A 17,050-nucleotide genomic window follows, 5' to 3' on the forward strand; every position below is an offset into this window, starting at 1 on the left:
CCCCCTCCCACCTTGGGTTTTATGCATGGCCTTCAATCACCCCGCTGAATACTTCTTCAACAATCGCCCGCCACGGGTCTAGGGTACGCGTCAGGTTGCATAACAATAAAAACGCAGGATGCAGCAATGACCGCCATGACTCGCTGCCTGGACCGTCCTGGATTCATGCCTCGGCTGTCCGCCCATCATCTGCTGCGCCCGCGACTGGCTGAGCCGTTGCTGGCGTCTGCCGCGCGGGTAAAGTTGGTGTGCGCCCCCGGCGGCAGTGGCAAGAGCGCGCTGCTTGCCGAGTGCGCATTGCAGGCGCCCGAAGGCTGTCAGGTGTACTGGCTGCCGCTCAACGGCGTGGCGCTCGACCCCCTCGATCTCTGCCAGCGCTTGGCGCATAACCTGGGGTTGCCCTTTACCGATGAAGCCACGTTGCTACAGGACCTGGGTCGCTGGCAGGCGCCGGCGTGGTTGTTCCTCGATGACTTTTGCCGCTTGCCCGCTCCCGCAACCGATGCCTTGCTCGACCGCCTGTTTACCGCCAGCAGCCCGGCGCTGACCTGGTGGCTAGGCGCGCGGCGGCGGCCGGCGTGCAATTGGCCGCGGCTGCTGCTGGACGACGAACTGCTGGAATGCGGCGCGGAGCTGGCCTTCAGCGCCGCAGAGATCCAGGCGCTGCTCAGCCATGCGCCGGGGCAGTCCGTCGAGGGCGTACTGCAATTCAGCGCCGGCTGGTGCGCCGGTGTGCGCATCGCGTTGCTGGGCGACGGGCATCCCGACAAGACCCTACTCGATTACCTGCAACACGAACTGTTCAGCACGTTGCCCCCCGAACTGGCCGACGCGTGGCGCGTGCTGGCCCACCTGCCGCGTTTCAACACCGGACTGTGCGAGCACCTGTTCGGCGCGGGCGACGGTGATCAGTACCTGCGTGACCTACAGGCCCTCGGCGCGTTTATCCAAGCGTGGGAAAGCAGCGATTGGTTGCAGGTGTTCCCACCCCTGGCACGCTTGATACGCGACGAGCCCTGGCCGACCAAGCGCTCCTGGCACCGTCGCGCCTGCCAATGGTTCACCGCCGAGCAGGACTGGCAGGCCGCCTTCGAACAGGCGCTGCTGGCCGAAGAATACGAAGTGGCGGTAAGCCTGTTGCAGCATTTCAGTTTCGAAGACCTGTTCCGTCAGCAGAACGCGGTGTTGCTGTTGCGCCTGCACGAGGAGCATGGCGACGAACTGATGCTCGGTTCAGCGCAGTTGGTGGGGCTGGTCACGGCGGCGCTGCTGTTTGCCGGGCGCTTCGAGCAGGCGGCGGTGTGCATCGACCAACTTGCGCGTTTCGCCCCGCAACCGACGGCGGCGCAACAGCGCCACTTGCTGGCGCGCTGGCAGGCACAGTGGGGGTGGTTGCTGCATTTGGACGGCGACGCCGAGGGTTCGCGCGCGCACTTTATCGAGGCCTTGCAAGCCTTGCCCGACAGCGCCTGGACCTCGCGGTTGATGTGCCTGTCGGGGCTCACTCAGCAAGCCTTGCTGCGCGGTGAATTGGACGTGGCACAAACCCTCAACCGCGAAGCCCTGTGCCTGGCGCGCGCCCATGGCTCATTGCTGTTGGAAGCGTTGTTGGAGCTGGATCACGCGCAGTTACTGGAACAGCGCGGCGCGCCGCATCGGGCACAGAGCCTGCTGGAGCATATGCAGACGATGTTGCTCAAGCAGCGGCTCAAGGCCGGACCGTTGCTCGGGCGTATCGCCTTGCGCCGCGGGCACCTGGCGTTGCGCCAGGGGCAGGATGCCTTGGCCGAGGAGTGTTTTGAGAGTGGCTTGCCCCTGTGCCTGCACAGCCAGGACAAACGCGTGCTCTACGGGTTTCTTGGCCTGGCGCTGCTGGCGGCCAACCGAGGCGATTACGCCCAGGCATTCATTCAACTGCGCGAGGCCGAACGGCTGATGCAGCAACGCCAGGTGCCGGACACCGTGTACCGCGCAGTGTTGCTGCTGGTCAGCGGGCATTTCTGGTTGCAGCAGGGCCGCGCCGAGTTGACCGTGGAAGCGCTGCGCCGCGTGCTGCGCCACTTCCGTGGGCCGCTGGCCAAACAAGCGCCGCCGGCCACCCTGGAGTTGATCCCGCGCCTCGAATACTTATTGGTGCTGGCCGAGGTAAAACTGGGTTGCGCCGAACAGCCGCTGGCACGCCTGCAAGCGCTGCTGGACGCCACCCACCAGCGCGGCATGCTCTGTCTGGAAACCGAATTGCATCTGGTGCTGGGCGAAGTGGCTTGGCAACTGGGCGATGCCGGCCTGGCGCGTCGTTCATTGCACGCCGGGCTTGAATTGGCGGCGCGCTGCCAGGTGCAGCAAGCGATTCGCGAATTGCGTCTGCGCTCGCCGGGGCTGTTGAGCGAACTGGGGATGGAGCCCCAGGCCTCAAGCCCGGGCACGGTGGAAAACCCACTCAGTCAGCGCGAGTTGGAAGTGCTGCAATTGATTGCCCTGGGCAACTCCAACCTGGAAATCGCCGACCGATTGTTTATCTCCCTGCATACCGTCAAGACCCATGCACGGCGCATCCACAGCAAGCTCGGCGTGGAGCGGCGCACCCAAGCGGTGGCCAAGGCCAAGACGTTGGGCTTGATGACCTAGGCGCAGAACGCCTGGCGATATTCCCCAGGCGTGGCGCCCATGGCCTGGCGGAAGCGGTGAGTGAAATGGCTGGCGCTGGAGAAGCCGCATATCAGCGCAATCTCGCCAAGGGGCAGGGTGCCGCCCCGCAACAGACTCTGCGCACGAGCCAGGCGGCGCGCCAGCAGGTATTGATGGGGCGGCAGGCCGAAGCTTTGACGGAACATCCGCGCAAAGTGGTATTCCGACAACGCGCACAACCCGGCCAATTGGCCGAGGCTGAGCGGAGCCTCCAAGTGGTAATCGATGTAGTCCACCAACAACCGCCGTTGGTGCGGCGCCAGCCCGCCCTTCAAACGCAGCCCGTCGCGCAGGCCGACCTGGCTGAGCAAAGTGTGGTTGAGCAGTTCGTGGGCCAGGCTGCTGGTCAGCAAACGCTCGGCGGGTTCCTGCCAGTTCAGGGCGATCAACTGGTGAAAGCGTTGGGCTTGCCTGGGGTCTTCCAGAAACGTGCTCTCGTGCAACTGCACAGTGCGTGGTTCGCGGTCGAGCAGGGTCACGCAACCGAGGGCGAATTGTTCCTGGCTGAAGTACACATGGGCCAGGCGGATCTCGCCGTTGATCACCCACCCGGACTGATGCTCGGCGGGCAGGATGCACAGCTTGTCGGGGCCGCCCTTGGTGTCGGGCCGGTCGCGCCGAAACGTACCGGTGCCGCCGCCCACATAGCACGACAGGGTGTGATGCCCCGGCGCTTGGTAGTCCTGGGAGTCATGATGATTGCTCCACAGCGCCGCGGCGAGGCCGTCACCCAGCTCGGCGCAGGCTTCCAGGCGGGCGTGGGGCGAGCGGTTGAGGGCTTGGAAGACTTGCAGGGATTCCAGATCTGACATGGCGTGTACTCTCCGACGCCTTGCATCCTACTCCGCACTGCCGGCGCTGTGCGCTGCGCACCCGACAAAAGCGCAAGAATGTGCAAGAGCCGGGCGCGGCTTGGGGGCGACACTGAGGCTCAATCGATGGAGCCTGTCATGAACCTTTTCCTGTACTTACTCACCGTGCTGATCTGGGGCACCACCTGGATCGCCCTCAAGTGGCAACTGGGCGTGGTAGCGATTCCCGTGTCCATCGTCTATCGCTTCGCCCTGGCGGCGTTGGTGTTGTTTGCGTTGCTATTGCTCAGCCGCAAGTTGCAGGTGATGAACCGGCGCGGGCACCTGATCTGCCTGGCCCAGGGGTTGTGCCTGTTTTGCGTCAACTTCATGTGCTTTCTCACGGCCAGCCAATGGATCCCCAGCGGGTTGGTGGCGGTGGTGTTTTCCACCGCGACGCTGTGGAACGCGTTGAACGCGCGGGTCTTTTTCGGCCAGCGCGTGGCCCGCAACGTGTTGATGGGCGGTGGCCTTGGGTTGGCAGGGTTGGGGTTGTTGTTCTGGCCAGAGCTGGTGGGGCACACCGCCAGCCCGCAGACCTTGCTGGGCCTGGGGTTGGCGCTGTTGGGGACGATGTGTTTCTCAGCCGGCAATATGTTGTCGAGCTTGCAGCAGAAGGCCGGGCTCAGGCCACTGACCACCAATGCCTGGGGCATGGCGTATGGCGCGGCCATGCTGGCGACCTGGTGTGTGCTGCGTGGCATTCCGTTCGAGATGGACTGGAGCGCGCGGTATATCGGCGCGTTGTGGTACCTGGTGATTCCGGGGTCGGTGATTGGGTTTACCGCGTATTTGACGCTGGTCGGGCGTATGGGGCCGGAGCGTGCGGCGTATTGCACGGTGTTGTTTCCAGTGGTGGCGTTGAATGTGTCGGCGTTCGCCGAGGGCTATCAGTGGACCGCCCCGGCGCTGGTGGGGTTGGGGTTGGTGATGGCGGGGAATGTGTTGGTATTTCGCAAGCCCAAGATTGTGAGTCCGGTCTTGAAGGCGAGAACAGTCTGAACAGGGGCAAGTCACTGATGCCCATCAGTAAAGGACTCCGTGAATGAATTTCTGCCCTGGACGGGACCAAATGTGGGAGGGGGCTTGCCCCCGATTACGGTGTGACAGTCAGCCCAGCTATCACTGACGTACCGCTATCGGGGGCAAGCCCCCTCCCCCTTTTGATAGTCATTGCCTGAGGTGGATCGGACTGGCATCAGGACTTGCCCCCTCATTTTTGACCGAGTTCAGCGAGCTATTTTATCCCCAGGCGCTTGGCCAGGCGGGCGAGGTTGGCGCGGTTGAGGCCGAGTTCGCGGGCGGTGCTGGCCCAGTTGTGCTGGTGGCGTTCCAGGCAGGTGTTGATGATTTGCCGTTGGTAATCTTCGGTGGCCTGGCGCAAATCGCCGGTGATGGGCGTCGATGGTAGCGGGGCTTCGATTAGCGGCGCGCTGACGTCGGGCAGGTCGAGGTCGGCGGCGCTCAGGCTGAGAATCCTCGGACGTTCGCGACAGTTTCCCAGGGCCTTGAGCGCGCTGCGCCCGATCAAATGTTCCAGCTCCCGCACGTTGCCTGGCCAGTTGTAGGCCAGCAGGGCTGCCTGGGCATCGCCGGTCAGGCGCAGACTGCCCAGGCCCATGCGTGAACGGTTCTGTTCGAGGAAGAAACCCGCCAGCAACAGCACGTCGCGACCGCGTTCGCGCAGGGCCGGTACTTGCAGCGGGTAAACACTCAGGCGGTGGTAGAAGTCGGCGCGATAGCGGCCATTGCGCACCTCATCGGCCAGGTCGCGGTTGGTGGCGGCGATCAGGCGCACATCCACGTGGTGTTCCTTGTCCGAGCCCAGGCGCTGCAGCTGACCGCTTTGCAGCACCCGCAGCAGTTTGGCCTGCACCGTCAGGGACAGCTCGCCCACTTCGTCGAGAAACAAGGTGCCGCCGTTGGCCAGCTCGAACTTGCCCCGACGCTCGTTCAGCGCGCCGGTGAAGGCGCCACGCACATGACCGAACAGCTCGCTCTCCACCAGGGTTTCCGGCAGGGCCGCGCAGTTGAGGCTGATCAGCGGTTTGTCGGCACGCGCCGAAGCGGCGTGAATCGCCTGGGCCACCAACTCCTTGCCCACCCCGGTTTCCCCGGTGATCAGCACGGTGAGGTCGCTGCCGCCCACCAGTTTGATTTCTTCCACCAGGCGCTTGTGGCTTTTGCTCTGGCCGATCATTTCCTTGTGTTGTTGGCCGCTGGCCTGACGGTAGATTTCGGCGCGTTGGTGTTCGTCTTCGGCGCGCAGGGCCAGGCGTTCGATGCGTTCGGCCACATTGACGGTGGCGGCGGCCAGGCTGGCGAAGGCTTGCAGGGCGTCCAGCTCGACCCGTTCGAAGCGCTCGGTGTCGAGCGCATCGAGGGTCAGCAGGCCCCAGGGCCGGTCGTCGACAAACAACGGGCAGCCCATGCAGTCGTGCACTGGCAGGTGCCCGTGCAGGCCGTCCACCAGGCCGTCATACGGGTCGGGCAACTCGCTGTCGCTGTCGAAGCGCGTGGGGCCGGGGCTGGCGAGCAACACCGCAAACCGTGGGTGTTCGCTGACCTTGAAGCGTCGGCCCAGGGTATCGGCGCTCAGGCCGTCCACCGCCAGCGGCACCAGCGCTTCACCGTCCAGGCGCAACAGCGCGGCGGCATCGCAGGGCAGCAGAGTGCGCATGGCTTGCAGCAAGCGGCGGTAACGCTCGCCCTCCGGCAGGTCGCGGGACAAGTCGGCCACTAAAGGCAGGAGGGTGGTGAGCAGTGAGTGCGCAGTCATAATGACTCCTTGTAGTCCTTATGACTCTAGCGTGTAGGAAGTCATACTGACTACATCTATTTCAACTGACTGATAACTAACGAATTTTTAGTTGGCACGAATGCTGAGTACTCAAGAGTAATCTTTAAAGAAGCCCTGGAGGCTCTCATGCTTAGTGCCCAAGACCGTGCCATCGTCAAATCCACCGTGCCTCTGCTGGAAAGTGGCGGTGAAGCGCTGATCACCCATTTCTACCGCATGATGCTGTCCGAGTACCCCGAAGTTCGCCCGCTGTTCAACCAGGCCCACCAGGCCAGCGGCGATCAGCCCCGCGCCCTGGCCAATGGGGTACTGATGTACGCGCGACATATTGACCAGTTGGATCAACTGGGCGATCTGGTGGCCAAGATCATCAATAAACATGTGGCCTTGCAGATCCTGCCGGAGCATTACCCGATTGTGGGCGCCTGCCTGCTGCGGGCGATTTCTGAAGTGCTGGGCAGCGAGATCGCCACGCCGGAGGTGATGAATGCCTGGGGCGCGGCCTACGGGCAATTGGCGGATATCCTGATCGGCGCCGAAGCGGCCATTTACGACGAGAAAGCCCAAGCCCCTGGCGGCTGGCGCGGTGCGCGGTCGTTCACGCTGGTCAAGCGGGTAGAGGAGAGCGCCGAGATCACCTCCTTCTATTTCGCCCCGGTGGATAACGGCCCGATCCTGGCGGCAGCGCCAGGCCAGTACATCGGTATGACGCTGGTGTTGGACGGCGAAGAGGTGCGTCGCAACTATTCCCTCTCGGCGTTGAGCGATGCCGGCCAGTACCGTATCAGCGTCAAGCGCGAAGCCGGCGGGCGAGTGTCCAATTACCTGCATGATGAGTTGCAGGTGGGCGCGACCCTCGACCTGTTCCCGCCGGCGGGAGAGTTCACCCTGGCCGCCAGCGATAAGCCGTTGGTGCTGATCAGCGGCGGCGTAGGCATCACCCCGACCCTGCCGATGCTCGAAGCGGCGCTGGCCACCGAGCGCCCGGTGCATTTTATCCACTGCGCGCGTAACGGCGGCGTGCATGCGTTTCGCGACTGGGTCGACGCCCTGGCGGTCAAGCACCCGCAGCTCAAGCGTTTCTATTGCTATGCCGAAGACGACGGCGTGAGCCCTGCAGCGGACAAGGTCGGCCTGCTCAGCCAGGAACAACTGGCCGCATGGTTGCCTGAACAGCGCGACCTGGATGCTTACTTCCTGGGACCTAAAGGCTTCATGGCCGCGATCAAACGCCACCTCAAGGCCTTGGGCGTACCCGAGAAACAAAGCCGCTACGAATTCTTCGGCCCGGCGGCGGCCTTGGAATAGGACCTATAAGTCAACAATGTGGGAGGGGGCCTGCCATGGTGAGCGGGCTTGCTCCGCGCTGGGCTGCGAAGCGGCCCCAAACCCAGGGACCTCGATGTGTCAGGTGAAATTACATCGCCTGGAGTGGGGGCCGCTTCGCGTCCCAGCGCGGGGCAAGCCCGCTCACTACAAGAACGTCACTTTCTGTTTACAGCGAAGATGTGAAGATATCTCTGCCCGATACCTCTGCGCCCGATAGGGGTGCATCAGCCAGTCCCCCTTCCACATTTGGTTTTCCATTTCTCGCGATTAATCCGCCGTTAACCCGTCTCTGTTTAAACCACTGCCTGTGTGTAAACTCGCGCCTACAGGCACAACCAAACAAAGGGAAACGGAGATGAGTGACGAATTGCGTTTAGGCAGGGAGCGGCGCTTTCTGGTGTTGCTGGGCATCATCTGCCTGGCGTTGATCGGCGGGGCCTTGTACATTCAGGTGGTGTTGGGCGAAGCGCCTTGCCCACTGTGCATCTTGCAGCGTTATGCCTTGTTGTTGATTGCCATCTTCGCCTTTATCGGCGCCGCCATGCCCCGCAAAGGCGCCCTCACGTTTTTCGAAGGTTTGGTGATCCTCAGCGCCCTCGGCGGGGTCGCAGCGGCGGGCCATCATGTGTATACCCAGTTCTTTCCCCAGGTCAGTTGTGGCGTCGATGTGCTGCAGCCCATCGTCGATGACCTGCCGCTGGCCAAGGTCTTCCCGCTGGGCTTTCAGGTCGATGGTTTCTGCAGCACGCCTTACCCACCGATCCTTGGGCTGTCCCTGGCGCAATGGGCGCTGGTGGCTTTTGTGCTGACCGTGATCCTGGTGCCGCTGGGCATTTACCGCAATCGCCGTCACACGGCCTGAGCCCCTACACGAAAACGCCCCGGTTCCTCCGCTGGAGGACCGGGGCGTTTTCGCAGGTAGGCTTTTATGAACAGAGCATGACGTCGGACAATTTCCGCTGCGCGCGGTGTGCGACATGTTGTCACACGGAAGCTGTCGCAGGACGTTTCTGACCCCCCGCAACCCCGCTTAAATTTGCACCGAACGGTCAAATTGTGCTGTCACTTCATCGTCTGGCCAATGTCAGGAACCGCGCGCCGTCCGCGCCATTCGATGATGTACGAATGCCTTGTTTTATGGGGACTTGGATGGCTTTGGCAAGCCCTTACAGAGGGTAAGGGATGTGGCGGATTGCCCTATAACACGGCAATTTTTGTGGTTTTTGTTGAGAATCGAACACGATAAGATCCCCGACCTTTGCAATTTTGGTGAAGGATTATTGCTGCTTTCGATAAAAATTATTTCTTTATAAGACATGGTTTATACATCGCTAGCTAACTACAATCGCCCGCACTGAATGTCCGGTGCTGTTCAATATTTGAGCATTGGAGCGGTCGAGGGGCAGATGGATGGCTCTGTGCGACCCCAGGTTCCGGCAGCCTTTCAACTATCCGCACCAAATGGAATTGGTCTGTAACAAGGCCTTTAACCACGAAATCGAATAAGAACTCACCGCAGGCTCGTAAATCGTCCATTCATGGCGTTCGAGCAGGCTCTTATTCAATCGAAGAGAAATGCCAACCCTTGGCAGGGTGAAGTGTTGGCGATCAAAACCCAACTGCATTGCGCAAGCTGCTTTAGAGGTCGTGAGATGAGTAAAAACAGGTACCCCCGATTACTAGGCTTTTTGCCGCTGCTTGGCATGATGTTAATGCTGGGAGGCTGCAAGTGGACCTTGCTCGACCCAAAAGGACAGGTCGGTCTGGATGAACGAAACCTGATCATCACCGCCACCCTGCTGATGCTGCTGGTCGTGGTCCCTGTGATCATCATGACCTTCGCCTTCGCCTGGAAATACCGCGCGTCGAACACCAGCGCCACCTACGCGCCGAAGTGGTCGCACTCCACCAAGATCGAAATCGCGGTGTGGCTGGTTCCGATCCTCATCATCATTGCCCTGGGTTATGTGACCTACAAGTCCACCCACGCGCTGGACCCGTACCGTCCGCTGGAATCGGACGCCAAGCCGATCAATATCGAAGTGGTCGCGCTGGACTGGAAGTGGCTGTTCATCTACCCGGACCTGGGTATCGCCACGGTTAACCAGATCCGCTTCCCGGAGCACACTCCGCTGAACTTCAAGATCACCTCCGACGCCGTGATGAACTCGTTCTTCATCCCAGCCCTGGGCGGCCAGATCTACGCGATGGCAGGCATGCAGACCAAGCTGCACCTGATCGCCAACCAGAAAGCTGAAATGGAAGGCATCTCCGCCAACTACAGCGGCGCTGGCTTCACCGGCATGAAATTCAAAGCGATCTCGACGAGCCAGGAAGACTTCAACGCCTGGGTAGCCGAAGTCAAGGCCGCACCTAAACAGCTTGATCAAGCTGAATACGACGCCCTGGCCAAACCAAGCCAGAACAACCCTGTCGCGCTGTACTCCTCGTACGAGCCGAACCTGTTTCAGAAAATCGTCGACAAGTACGAAGGTATGAAGCCAGGCAAGCCGGTCAAGCACGAGAAGAAAGAAGTGGCCGCGGTTGAAGGTTCTGAGACGGGCGCGCATTCAACTGCTGGGGCAGAGGAGTAAACGATGTTTGGTAAATTAAGTTGGGATGCGGTCCCGTTCCACGAGCCGATCGTGATGGTGACCATCGCCATGATCGCGCTGGGTGGTCTGGCACTGTTCGCGGGTATCACTTACTTCAAGAAGTGGACCTACCTGTGGACCGAGTGGCTGACTTCGGTCGACCACAAGAAAATCGGCGTGATGTACATCATCGTCGCCATGGTCATGCTGCTGCGCGGTTTTGCCGACGCCATCATGATGCGTACCCAGTTGGCCATGGCCACCGAGGGTTCGCCTGGCTACCTGCCACCTGAACACTATGACCAGATCTTCACCGCTCACGGTGTGATCATGATCATCTTCATGGCGATGCCATTCTTCACCGGCCTGATGAACCTGGCAGTGCCGCTGCAGATCGGCGCGCGTGACGTGGCCTATCCGTTCCTGAACTCCCTGAGCTTCTGGCTGCTGGTTTCCGGCGTGGTGCTGATCAACGTATCCCTGGGCGTCGGCGAATTCGCCAAGACCGGTTGGGTTGCGTATCCGCCGCTGTCGGGCATTCAGTACAGCCCTGGCGTGGGGGTGGACTACTACATCTGGGCGCTACAGCTATCAGGGCTAGGGACGACGCTGACGGGGGTCAACTTCCTGGCCACCGTCCTGAAAATGCGCGCCCCTGGCATGAAACTGATGGACATGCCGATCTTCACCTGGACCTGCACCTGGGCAAACGTCCTGATCGTGGCTTCGTTCCCGATCCTGGCCGCAACCATGGCGCTGCTGTCGCTTGACCGTTACCTGGATTTCCACATTTTCACCAACGAACTTGGTGGCAATCCAATGATGTACGTGAACCTGTTCTGGGCATGGGGTCACCCTGAGGTGTACATCCTGATCCTGCCAGCGTTCGGTATCTTCTCCGAAGTGATCTCGACCTTTACCGGCAAGCGCCTGTTCGGTCACCACTCGATGGTTTACGCATCGGGCGCAATTTCCGTACTGGGCTTCATGGTGTGGCTGCACCACTTCTTCACCATGGGTTCGGGGGCCAGCGTCAACGCCTTCTTCGGTTTGGCGACCATGCTGATTTCCATCCCGACGGGGGTGAAGCTATTCAACTGGCTGTTCACCATCTACCACGGCCGTCTGCGCATCACCAGCCAGGTGCTGTGGACCCTGGGCTTTATGGTGACCTTCGCCATCGGCGGCATGACCGGCGTACTGCTGGCCATCCCGGGTGCTGACTTCGTGCTGCACAACAGCCTGTTCGTGATCGCGCACTTCCACAACGTGATCATCGGTGGTGCGGTATTCGGTTACATCGCCGGTTTCAGCTTCTACTTCCCGAAAGCGTTCGGCTTCAAGCTGCACGAAGGTTGGGGCAAGGCTGCGTTCTGGTTCTGGATCTCGGGCTTCTTCGTCGCGTTCATGCCGCTCTATGCACTGGGCTTCATGGGCATGACCCGTCGTCTGAACGCCACCACCAACCCTGAGTGGGTGCCGTACCTGTACGTCGCCATGTTCGGTGCGGTGATGATTGCGGTGGGTATCGCCTGCCAGCTGATCCAGCTGTATGTCAGCGTGCGTGATCGCGAGCAGAACATGTGCGAATCCGGCGACCCATGGAACGGCCACACCCTGGAATGGTCGACTTCGTCGCCACCACCGTTCTACAACTTCGCCGTGATCCCGACTGCGAACACGATCGATGCGTTCACCGAAGCCAAGGAAGACGGTACTGCGTACCAGAAGCCTAAACACTACGAACCGATCCACATGCCAAGCAACACCGCCACTGGCGTGGTGATGGGTGCGCTGTTGACCGTGTTCGGTTTCGCGATGATCTGGCACATCTGGTGGCTGGCGATCGTGAGCCTGGTGGGTACCATCGGTTACTTCATCGTCCACGCCGCACGTGATGATCAAGGCTACATGGTGCCGGTCGAAACGATCGAACGCATCGAAGCCGAGCAGCACGCTCGCCTGGTCGCCGAGAAGAAAATCCCGGCCAACCGTGTAGAAACCTCGTTGGAACAGGCTTAAACCATGTCGAACTTAGTGACCAATGCTGGACACGCCCATGTCGATGACCATGGGCACGATGACCATCACCACGACTCGGGGCCAATGACCGTCTTCGGTTTCTGGCTCTACCTGATGACCGACTGCATCTTGTTTGCGTCGATCTTCGCGGTGTACGCGGTACTGGTAAACAACGTAGCGGGTGGCCCGTCGGGCCACGACATCTTCGAACTGCCTTACGTGCTCGGCGAAACCGCCTTGCTGTTGTTCAGTTCGATCACCTACGGCTTCGCCATGTTGGCCTTCTACAAGGGCAACAAGAAAGGCGTGCTGAGCTGGTTGGCTCTGACCTTCCTGTTCGGCCTGGGCTTTATCGGCATGGAGATCAACGAGTTCCACCTGCTGATCTCCGAAGGCTACGGCCCGCACCGTTCCGGTTTCCTGTCGGCGTTCTTCACGCTGGTCGGCACCCACGGTCTGCACGTCTCGGCCGGTCTGCTGTGGATGGCGGTGATGATGTATCAGGTCAATAAGCACGGCCTGACCAACACCAACAAGACCCGCCTGAGCTGCCTGAGCCTGTTCTGGCACTTCCTGGACGTGGTCTGGATCTGCGTATTCACCGTTGTCTACCTGATGGGGACTCTGTAATGGCTAATGCACACTCCCATGACAGCCACGATGCAAGCCACGGCAGCGTCAAGTCTTACGCTATCGGCTTCATCCTGTCGGTCATCCTGACCCTGATCCCGTTCGGCCTGGTGATGTACCCGACCCTGCCGAAGTCGATCACCTTGATGATCGTCCTGGCGTTCGCAGTGATTCAGGTACTGGTTCACCTGGTGTACTTCCTGCACCTGGACCGCTCCGAGGCCCAGCGCGAGAACGTGATTGCGTTCGTGTTCGCCGGCCTGGTGATCGTTCTGCTGGTTGGTCTGTCGCTGTGGATCATGTTCAGCATCCACACCTACATGATGGCGAAGTGAGGTAAGACCCGATGTCGCTTAAGCACTTTATCCAAATCACCAAACCGGGGATCATTTTCGGTAACGTGCTTTCTGTGGCGGGCGGTTTCTTCCTGGCCTCCAAGGGACATGTCGATCTGGCCATCTTCCTGGCTGCAATGATCGGCACATCCCTGGTGGTAGCTTCCGGTTGTGTCTTCAACAACTGCATCGACCGTGACATCGATATCAAGATGGAACGCACCAAGAACCGCGTGCTGGTGCAGGGCCTTATCTCCCTGAAACTGGCACTGGTCTACGCGACCGTCCTGGGTGTTGCCGGTGTGGCCCTGTTGTACAAGGTGGCCAACCCGTTGGCGGCGTTGTTTGCCGTGATCGGCTTTGTCATCTACGTCGGCCTCTACAGTCTGTACCTCAAGCGCAAGTCGGTTCACGGCACGCTGGTGGGCAGTCTGTCGGGGGCGATGCCGCCGGTGATTGGTTATGTGGCTGTAACCAATAGCTTCGACATGGCCGCGCTGACGCTGCTGGTGATGTTCAGCCTGTGGCAGATGCCGCATTCCTACGCCATCGCGATTTTCCGCTTCAATGACTACCTGGCTGCGTCGATCCCGGTTTTGCCGGTAAAACGTGGCATCCAGGTGGCCAAGAAACACATCCTGCTCTACATCCTGGCCTTCCTTGTGGCGACCTTGATGTTGACCTTCAGCGGCTACGCCGGCATGAGCTACCTCGCCGTCGCCGCCGCCATGGGCATGTACTGGTTGTACATGGCCTGGACCGGCTACAAGGCGGTGGACGACACCGTCTGGGCGCGCAAGCTGTTCGTGTTCTCGATCTTCACCATCACCGCGCTGAGCGTGATGATGTCCCTGGATTTCCAAGTACCGAAAGAGCTGTTGCTGACCTACGCCCACTGAGTGGTCCGAGCAGTAAAAGGCCCCGCCTTCGCAAGAAGCGCGGGGTTTTTTATGGCATGGCCTCTAAACTATCCCCCATTCCACGCATCCAGGAAGCACAGCGATGAGTAAAAAAGCCGTAATGGTGTTCAGTGGCGGGCAGGACTCGACGACCTGCCTGATCCAGGCACTGGCGTTGTATGACGAAGTGCACTGCATCACGTTCGATTATGGCCAGCGCCATGTGGCGGAAATCGAAGTGGCCCGCCAGCTAGCCAAGCAACTGGGCGCCACGGTGCACAAAGTGATGGATGTGTCCCTGCTCAACGAGTTGGCCATCAGTAGTCTTACCCGCGACAACATCCCCGTGCCCACCGTGAACAGTTCCGGCGAAAGCCTGCCGAGCACCTTTGTACCGGGGCGCAATATCCTGTTCCTGACCCTGGCGGCGATCTACGCATACCAGGTCAAGGCCGAGACGGTCATTACCGGCGTGTGCGAAACCGACTTCTCGGGCTACCCCGACTGCCGCGATGAGTTCGTCAAAGCCCTGAACCAGGCGCTCAAGCTGGGCATGGAGTACGACGTACGGCTGGATACGCCGCTGATGTGGCTGAACAAGGCCGAGACCTGGGCCCTGGCCGATTACCACCATCAGTTGGATCTGGTGCGCGAACACACCTTGACCTGCTACAACGGCGTGATCGGCACCGGCTGCGGCGAATGCGACGCCTGCAACCTGCGCGCTCGCGGCCTGAACGAATACCTGCAGAACAAGGCGCAGGTCATGCACAGCCTCAAGCATAAGTTGCAGCTCAACTAGGGCTATTCGGCCTTAGCGTGGGGGAGGGTGCGCAATGCTCCTCCCCACTGCGACCCTGTTACTGCTCTGCGGTGATGTGGGTTTTTCTCGGGCGTCAGGTTAAATCTGCCCACGCTTATCTCGTCATACCCCTCTGTACGCACTGTGCGAATCCATCACCCGCCTACAAGGAGTAGTCACCATGGTCAGCGTGAGTCGTCGGTCCCTTCTCGCCTTCAGCGCCGCCTTGCCCTTGCTGGGGCGCTTGGACTGGGCGGTCGCGGCGACGCCGCCGGCCAAGGCCGACAAGGTCCGTCTCAACTACAACGAAAGCCCTTACGGTCCAGCCCTGGCGGCCCGTGAAGCGATGCAGCGCGGCATCGCCACTGCCGGGCGCTACCCGTACAACCACATGTATGCATTGGCCGCATTGTTCGCTCAGCAACAGGGCATTGCCGAAGAACAGGTGGCGGTGTTTTCAGGCTCCATGGCGGCGTTGCGTTATGCGGTGCTGGCGTTCACCAGCGATACCCGTGGCCTGGTAATGGCCACGCCATCCTACGAAGTACCGCGCCAGGCCGCCGAAGCGCACAAGGCGCCGGTGCATGAAGTGAACCTCGACGCCCACCACGCCCACGATATCCCCGCCATGCTCGCCGCCGACCGCCAGGCCGGCATGCTCTACCTGTGCAACCCCAACAACCCCACCGGCACCCTGACTCCCACCCAGGCCATTCGCGACGCACTGGCGAACAAGCCCAAGGGCAGCGTGCTGGTGGTGGACGAGGCTTACATCGACTTCGCCGACGCCCCGAGCGTGGTCAGTTGGGTCAAGGACCACGACGACCTGCTGGTGCTGCGCACCTTCTCGAAAATCTACGGCATGGCGGGCGCACGCCTGGGCCTGGCCATCGGCCACCCAACGTTGCTGGAGCGGCTGGCGGTGTTTGGCGGCGACAATGTGCCGGCGGGCTCGTCGTTGCTTGGCGGCCTTGCCAGCCTGGAGGACGTCAAACTGCTGCCCCAGCGTAAAGCCCTCAATGCCCAGTTACGCGATGAAACCCTGGCCTGGCTCAAGGGCCGTGGTTTCACTTGCACCGCTTCCCACAGCAATTGCTTCATGATCGACGTCAAGCAGCCCGCGCAGCAGGTCATCGAAAAGCTCGCCGCCGAAGGCGTATTGATCGGCCGGGTGTGGCAGAACTGGCCGCAGTGGGTAAGGGTGACAGTGGGGAACAAGCAGGAGATGGCGCGCTTTCGTGAGGTGTTTGCCGCGCGGGTTTAGCGCAGGACTCCATGAGGGAAGGGCGACGCTCCTCCCTCAATGAAGTCCCAGGTGTTATTGCTGCGCGATGCTGTACCCATCAAATGCGGTCTTCTGTTGCAAGGCATTCACCACGTTCTTGCGGTTGACCGGCAACTCGGCGCCGTTGTTGTCGGTGAACGACTCACGTTCCAGCTCGGCGTCATCCCCTTCGCCCACAAAGCTGAACCCTAGAAACTCGAACGCTTCACGGTCCACGTTCAGCTTGGAGCGTGGCGTGCGCAGCGGCAGGGTGACGCTGATGCCGTCCTTGCTGATCACGAACACTTCGGCGTCTTTCTTGGCGCGTGCCGCCTTGCCCTTGCCGGCGCTCGGGTTGCTGATGGCTTGATGGGTCTGGTTCAGCACCTTGAGGGCCAGGCCGTAGACCAGTTCCTGAAACTCGGGGTCGTCCTTGAAGCTGGACAGGATGCGGCTGATGGAGAACTTGCTGCTCAAGTCTTCCAGGGCCAGGTTGTCGGCGGCTTCGGCGTCCTTGAGTTGCTTGAGCTGGCCCATCAGGTCGTAGGCCTTGTCGTCGTCGAACGCATCGTGGGCCTGGCGGATGGCGACGCGCAGTTCGCGGATCTGGTCGCTCTCCTTGGAAGTGTGAAACGCGTCCAGCACCATCTCGCTGATGGTCTTGGCCGCTGGCACATGCTGTGAAAGATTGATGGCGTTTTCGTATTCAGCTTTGGAGGCCAAGGCGACGACGGATTCTGCGGTGTAGGAATCGGACATTAATAGTTCACTACTTCAATAAACGGAGACAAAAAAGCGTCGCGCATTTTCAAGGGGCAGGGGAGTCAGGTCAAGGC

14 protein-coding genes and 1 pseudogene are annotated in these 17,050 nt (G+C 60.8%); 11 read left to right on the top strand and 4 right to left on the bottom strand.

Annotation, left to right across the window (positions count from 1 at the left end):
* The first annotated feature begins 126 nt into the window (after positions 1-126).
* Complete coding sequence (locus ACFZPT_RS22215; RefSeq protein WP_034115054.1) at positions 127-2,628, top strand: LuxR C-terminal-related transcriptional regulator; 2,502 nt, start codon at positions 127-129, stop codon at positions 2,626-2,628.
* Here ACFZPT_RS22215 and ACFZPT_RS22220 read toward each other — a convergent pair.
* Positions 2,625-3,500 (bottom strand): AraC family transcriptional regulator, encoded by an 876-nt coding sequence (locus tag ACFZPT_RS22220; RefSeq protein WP_034100516.1) that lies wholly within the window; start codon positions 3,498-3,500, stop codon positions 2,625-2,627. The genes ACFZPT_RS22215 and ACFZPT_RS22220 overlap by 4 nt on opposite strands.
* 138 nt (positions 3,501-3,638) lie before the next feature.
* On the opposite strand from ACFZPT_RS22220, the gene ACFZPT_RS22225 reads away from it, so the two are divergent.
* Positions 3,639-4,541, top strand: a complete 903-nt coding sequence (locus ACFZPT_RS22225; protein WP_034100514.1) for a DMT family transporter — start codon at positions 3,639-3,641, stop codon at positions 4,539-4,541.
* Between the two features lie 235 nt (positions 4,542-4,776).
* On the opposite strand, the gene norR is transcribed toward ACFZPT_RS22225, so the two are convergent.
* Entirely contained in the window at positions 4,777-6,318 is a 1,542-nt protein-coding gene (gene norR / locus ACFZPT_RS22230; protein WP_034115053.1) for a nitric oxide reductase transcriptional regulator NorR, read from the bottom strand.
* 147 nt (positions 6,319-6,465) lie between these two features.
* Here norR and hmpA point away from each other — a divergent pair, with 147 nt between their 5' ends.
* Together hmpA and ACFZPT_RS22240 are read left to right on the top strand one after the other, a co-directional pair.
* Complete coding sequence (hmpA, locus tag ACFZPT_RS22235; RefSeq protein WP_034115052.1) at positions 6,466-7,647, top strand: NO-inducible flavohemoprotein; 1,182 nt, start codon at positions 6,466-6,468, stop codon at positions 7,645-7,647.
* Positions 7,648-8,023: 376 nt separating this feature from the next.
* Positions 8,024-8,530 carry a disulfide bond formation protein B gene (locus ACFZPT_RS22240; protein ID WP_034115051.1) on the top strand — a complete coding sequence of 169 codons (507 nt, stop codon included), beginning with the start codon at positions 8,024-8,026 and terminating at the stop codon, positions 8,528-8,530.
* A gap of 473 nt (positions 8,531-9,003) precedes the next feature.
* On the opposite strand, the pseudogene ACFZPT_RS22245 reads toward ACFZPT_RS22240, so the two are convergent.
* Positions 9,004-9,293, bottom strand: a pseudogene (locus ACFZPT_RS22245) (hypothetical protein).
* A gap of 27 nt (positions 9,294-9,320) precedes the next feature.
* Here ACFZPT_RS22245 and cyoA point away from each other — a divergent pair.
* The 7 genes from cyoA (at position 9,321) to ACFZPT_RS22280 (ending at position 16,214) form a co-directional block, all read left to right on the top strand.
* The gene (gene cyoA / locus ACFZPT_RS22250; RefSeq protein ID WP_034100506.1) at positions 9,321-10,262 is read left to right on the top strand and encodes a ubiquinol oxidase subunit II; all 942 of its coding nucleotides are present in this window, start codon (positions 9,321-9,323) and stop codon (positions 10,260-10,262) included.
* Positions 10,263-10,265: 3 nt separating this feature from the next.
* Positions 10,266-12,284 (top strand): cytochrome o ubiquinol oxidase subunit I, encoded by a 2,019-nt coding sequence (cyoB, locus tag ACFZPT_RS22255; protein ID WP_379555661.1) that lies wholly within the window; start codon positions 10,266-10,268, stop codon positions 12,282-12,284.
* 3 nt (positions 12,285-12,287) lie between these two features.
* Positions 12,288-12,914: a cytochrome o ubiquinol oxidase subunit III gene (locus ACFZPT_RS22260; RefSeq protein ID WP_024077337.1), complete on the top strand. Its 627-nt coding sequence runs from the start codon at positions 12,288-12,290 to the stop codon at positions 12,912-12,914.
* Complete coding sequence (gene cyoD, locus ACFZPT_RS22265; protein WP_003176003.1) at positions 12,914-13,249, top strand: cytochrome o ubiquinol oxidase subunit IV; 336 nt, start codon at positions 12,914-12,916, stop codon at positions 13,247-13,249. The genes ACFZPT_RS22260 and cyoD overlap by 1 nt, the downstream gene beginning before the upstream one ends.
* A gap of 11 nt (positions 13,250-13,260) precedes the next feature.
* The gene (cyoE, locus tag ACFZPT_RS22270) at positions 13,261-14,148 is read left to right on the top strand and encodes a heme o synthase (RefSeq protein WP_034100500.1); all 888 of its coding nucleotides are present in this window, start codon (positions 13,261-13,263) and stop codon (positions 14,146-14,148) included.
* Positions 14,149-14,251: 103 nt separating this feature from the next.
* Entirely contained in the window at positions 14,252-14,950 is a 699-nt protein-coding gene (gene queC / locus ACFZPT_RS22275) for a 7-cyano-7-deazaguanine synthase QueC (RefSeq protein ID WP_034100498.1), read from the top strand.
* 181 nt (positions 14,951-15,131) lie between these two features.
* Positions 15,132-16,214 (top strand): pyridoxal phosphate-dependent aminotransferase, encoded by a 1,083-nt coding sequence (locus ACFZPT_RS22280; RefSeq protein WP_034115050.1) that lies wholly within the window; start codon positions 15,132-15,134, stop codon positions 16,212-16,214.
* A 54-nt stretch (positions 16,215-16,268) separates the two neighbouring features.
* Here the strand turns inward: ACFZPT_RS22280 and ACFZPT_RS22285 are convergent, their stop codons facing one another.
* Positions 16,269-16,973 (bottom strand): hypothetical protein, encoded by a 705-nt coding sequence (locus ACFZPT_RS22285; protein WP_034100494.1) that lies wholly within the window; start codon positions 16,971-16,973, stop codon positions 16,269-16,271.
* Between the last annotated feature and the right edge of the window lie 77 nt (positions 16,974-17,050).

This window comes from Pseudomonas sp. MD330_10 (assembly GCF_042610415.1).
GTDB classification, from domain to species: domain Bacteria; phylum Pseudomonadota; class Gammaproteobacteria; order Pseudomonadales; family Pseudomonadaceae; genus Aquipseudomonas; species Aquipseudomonas rhodesiae.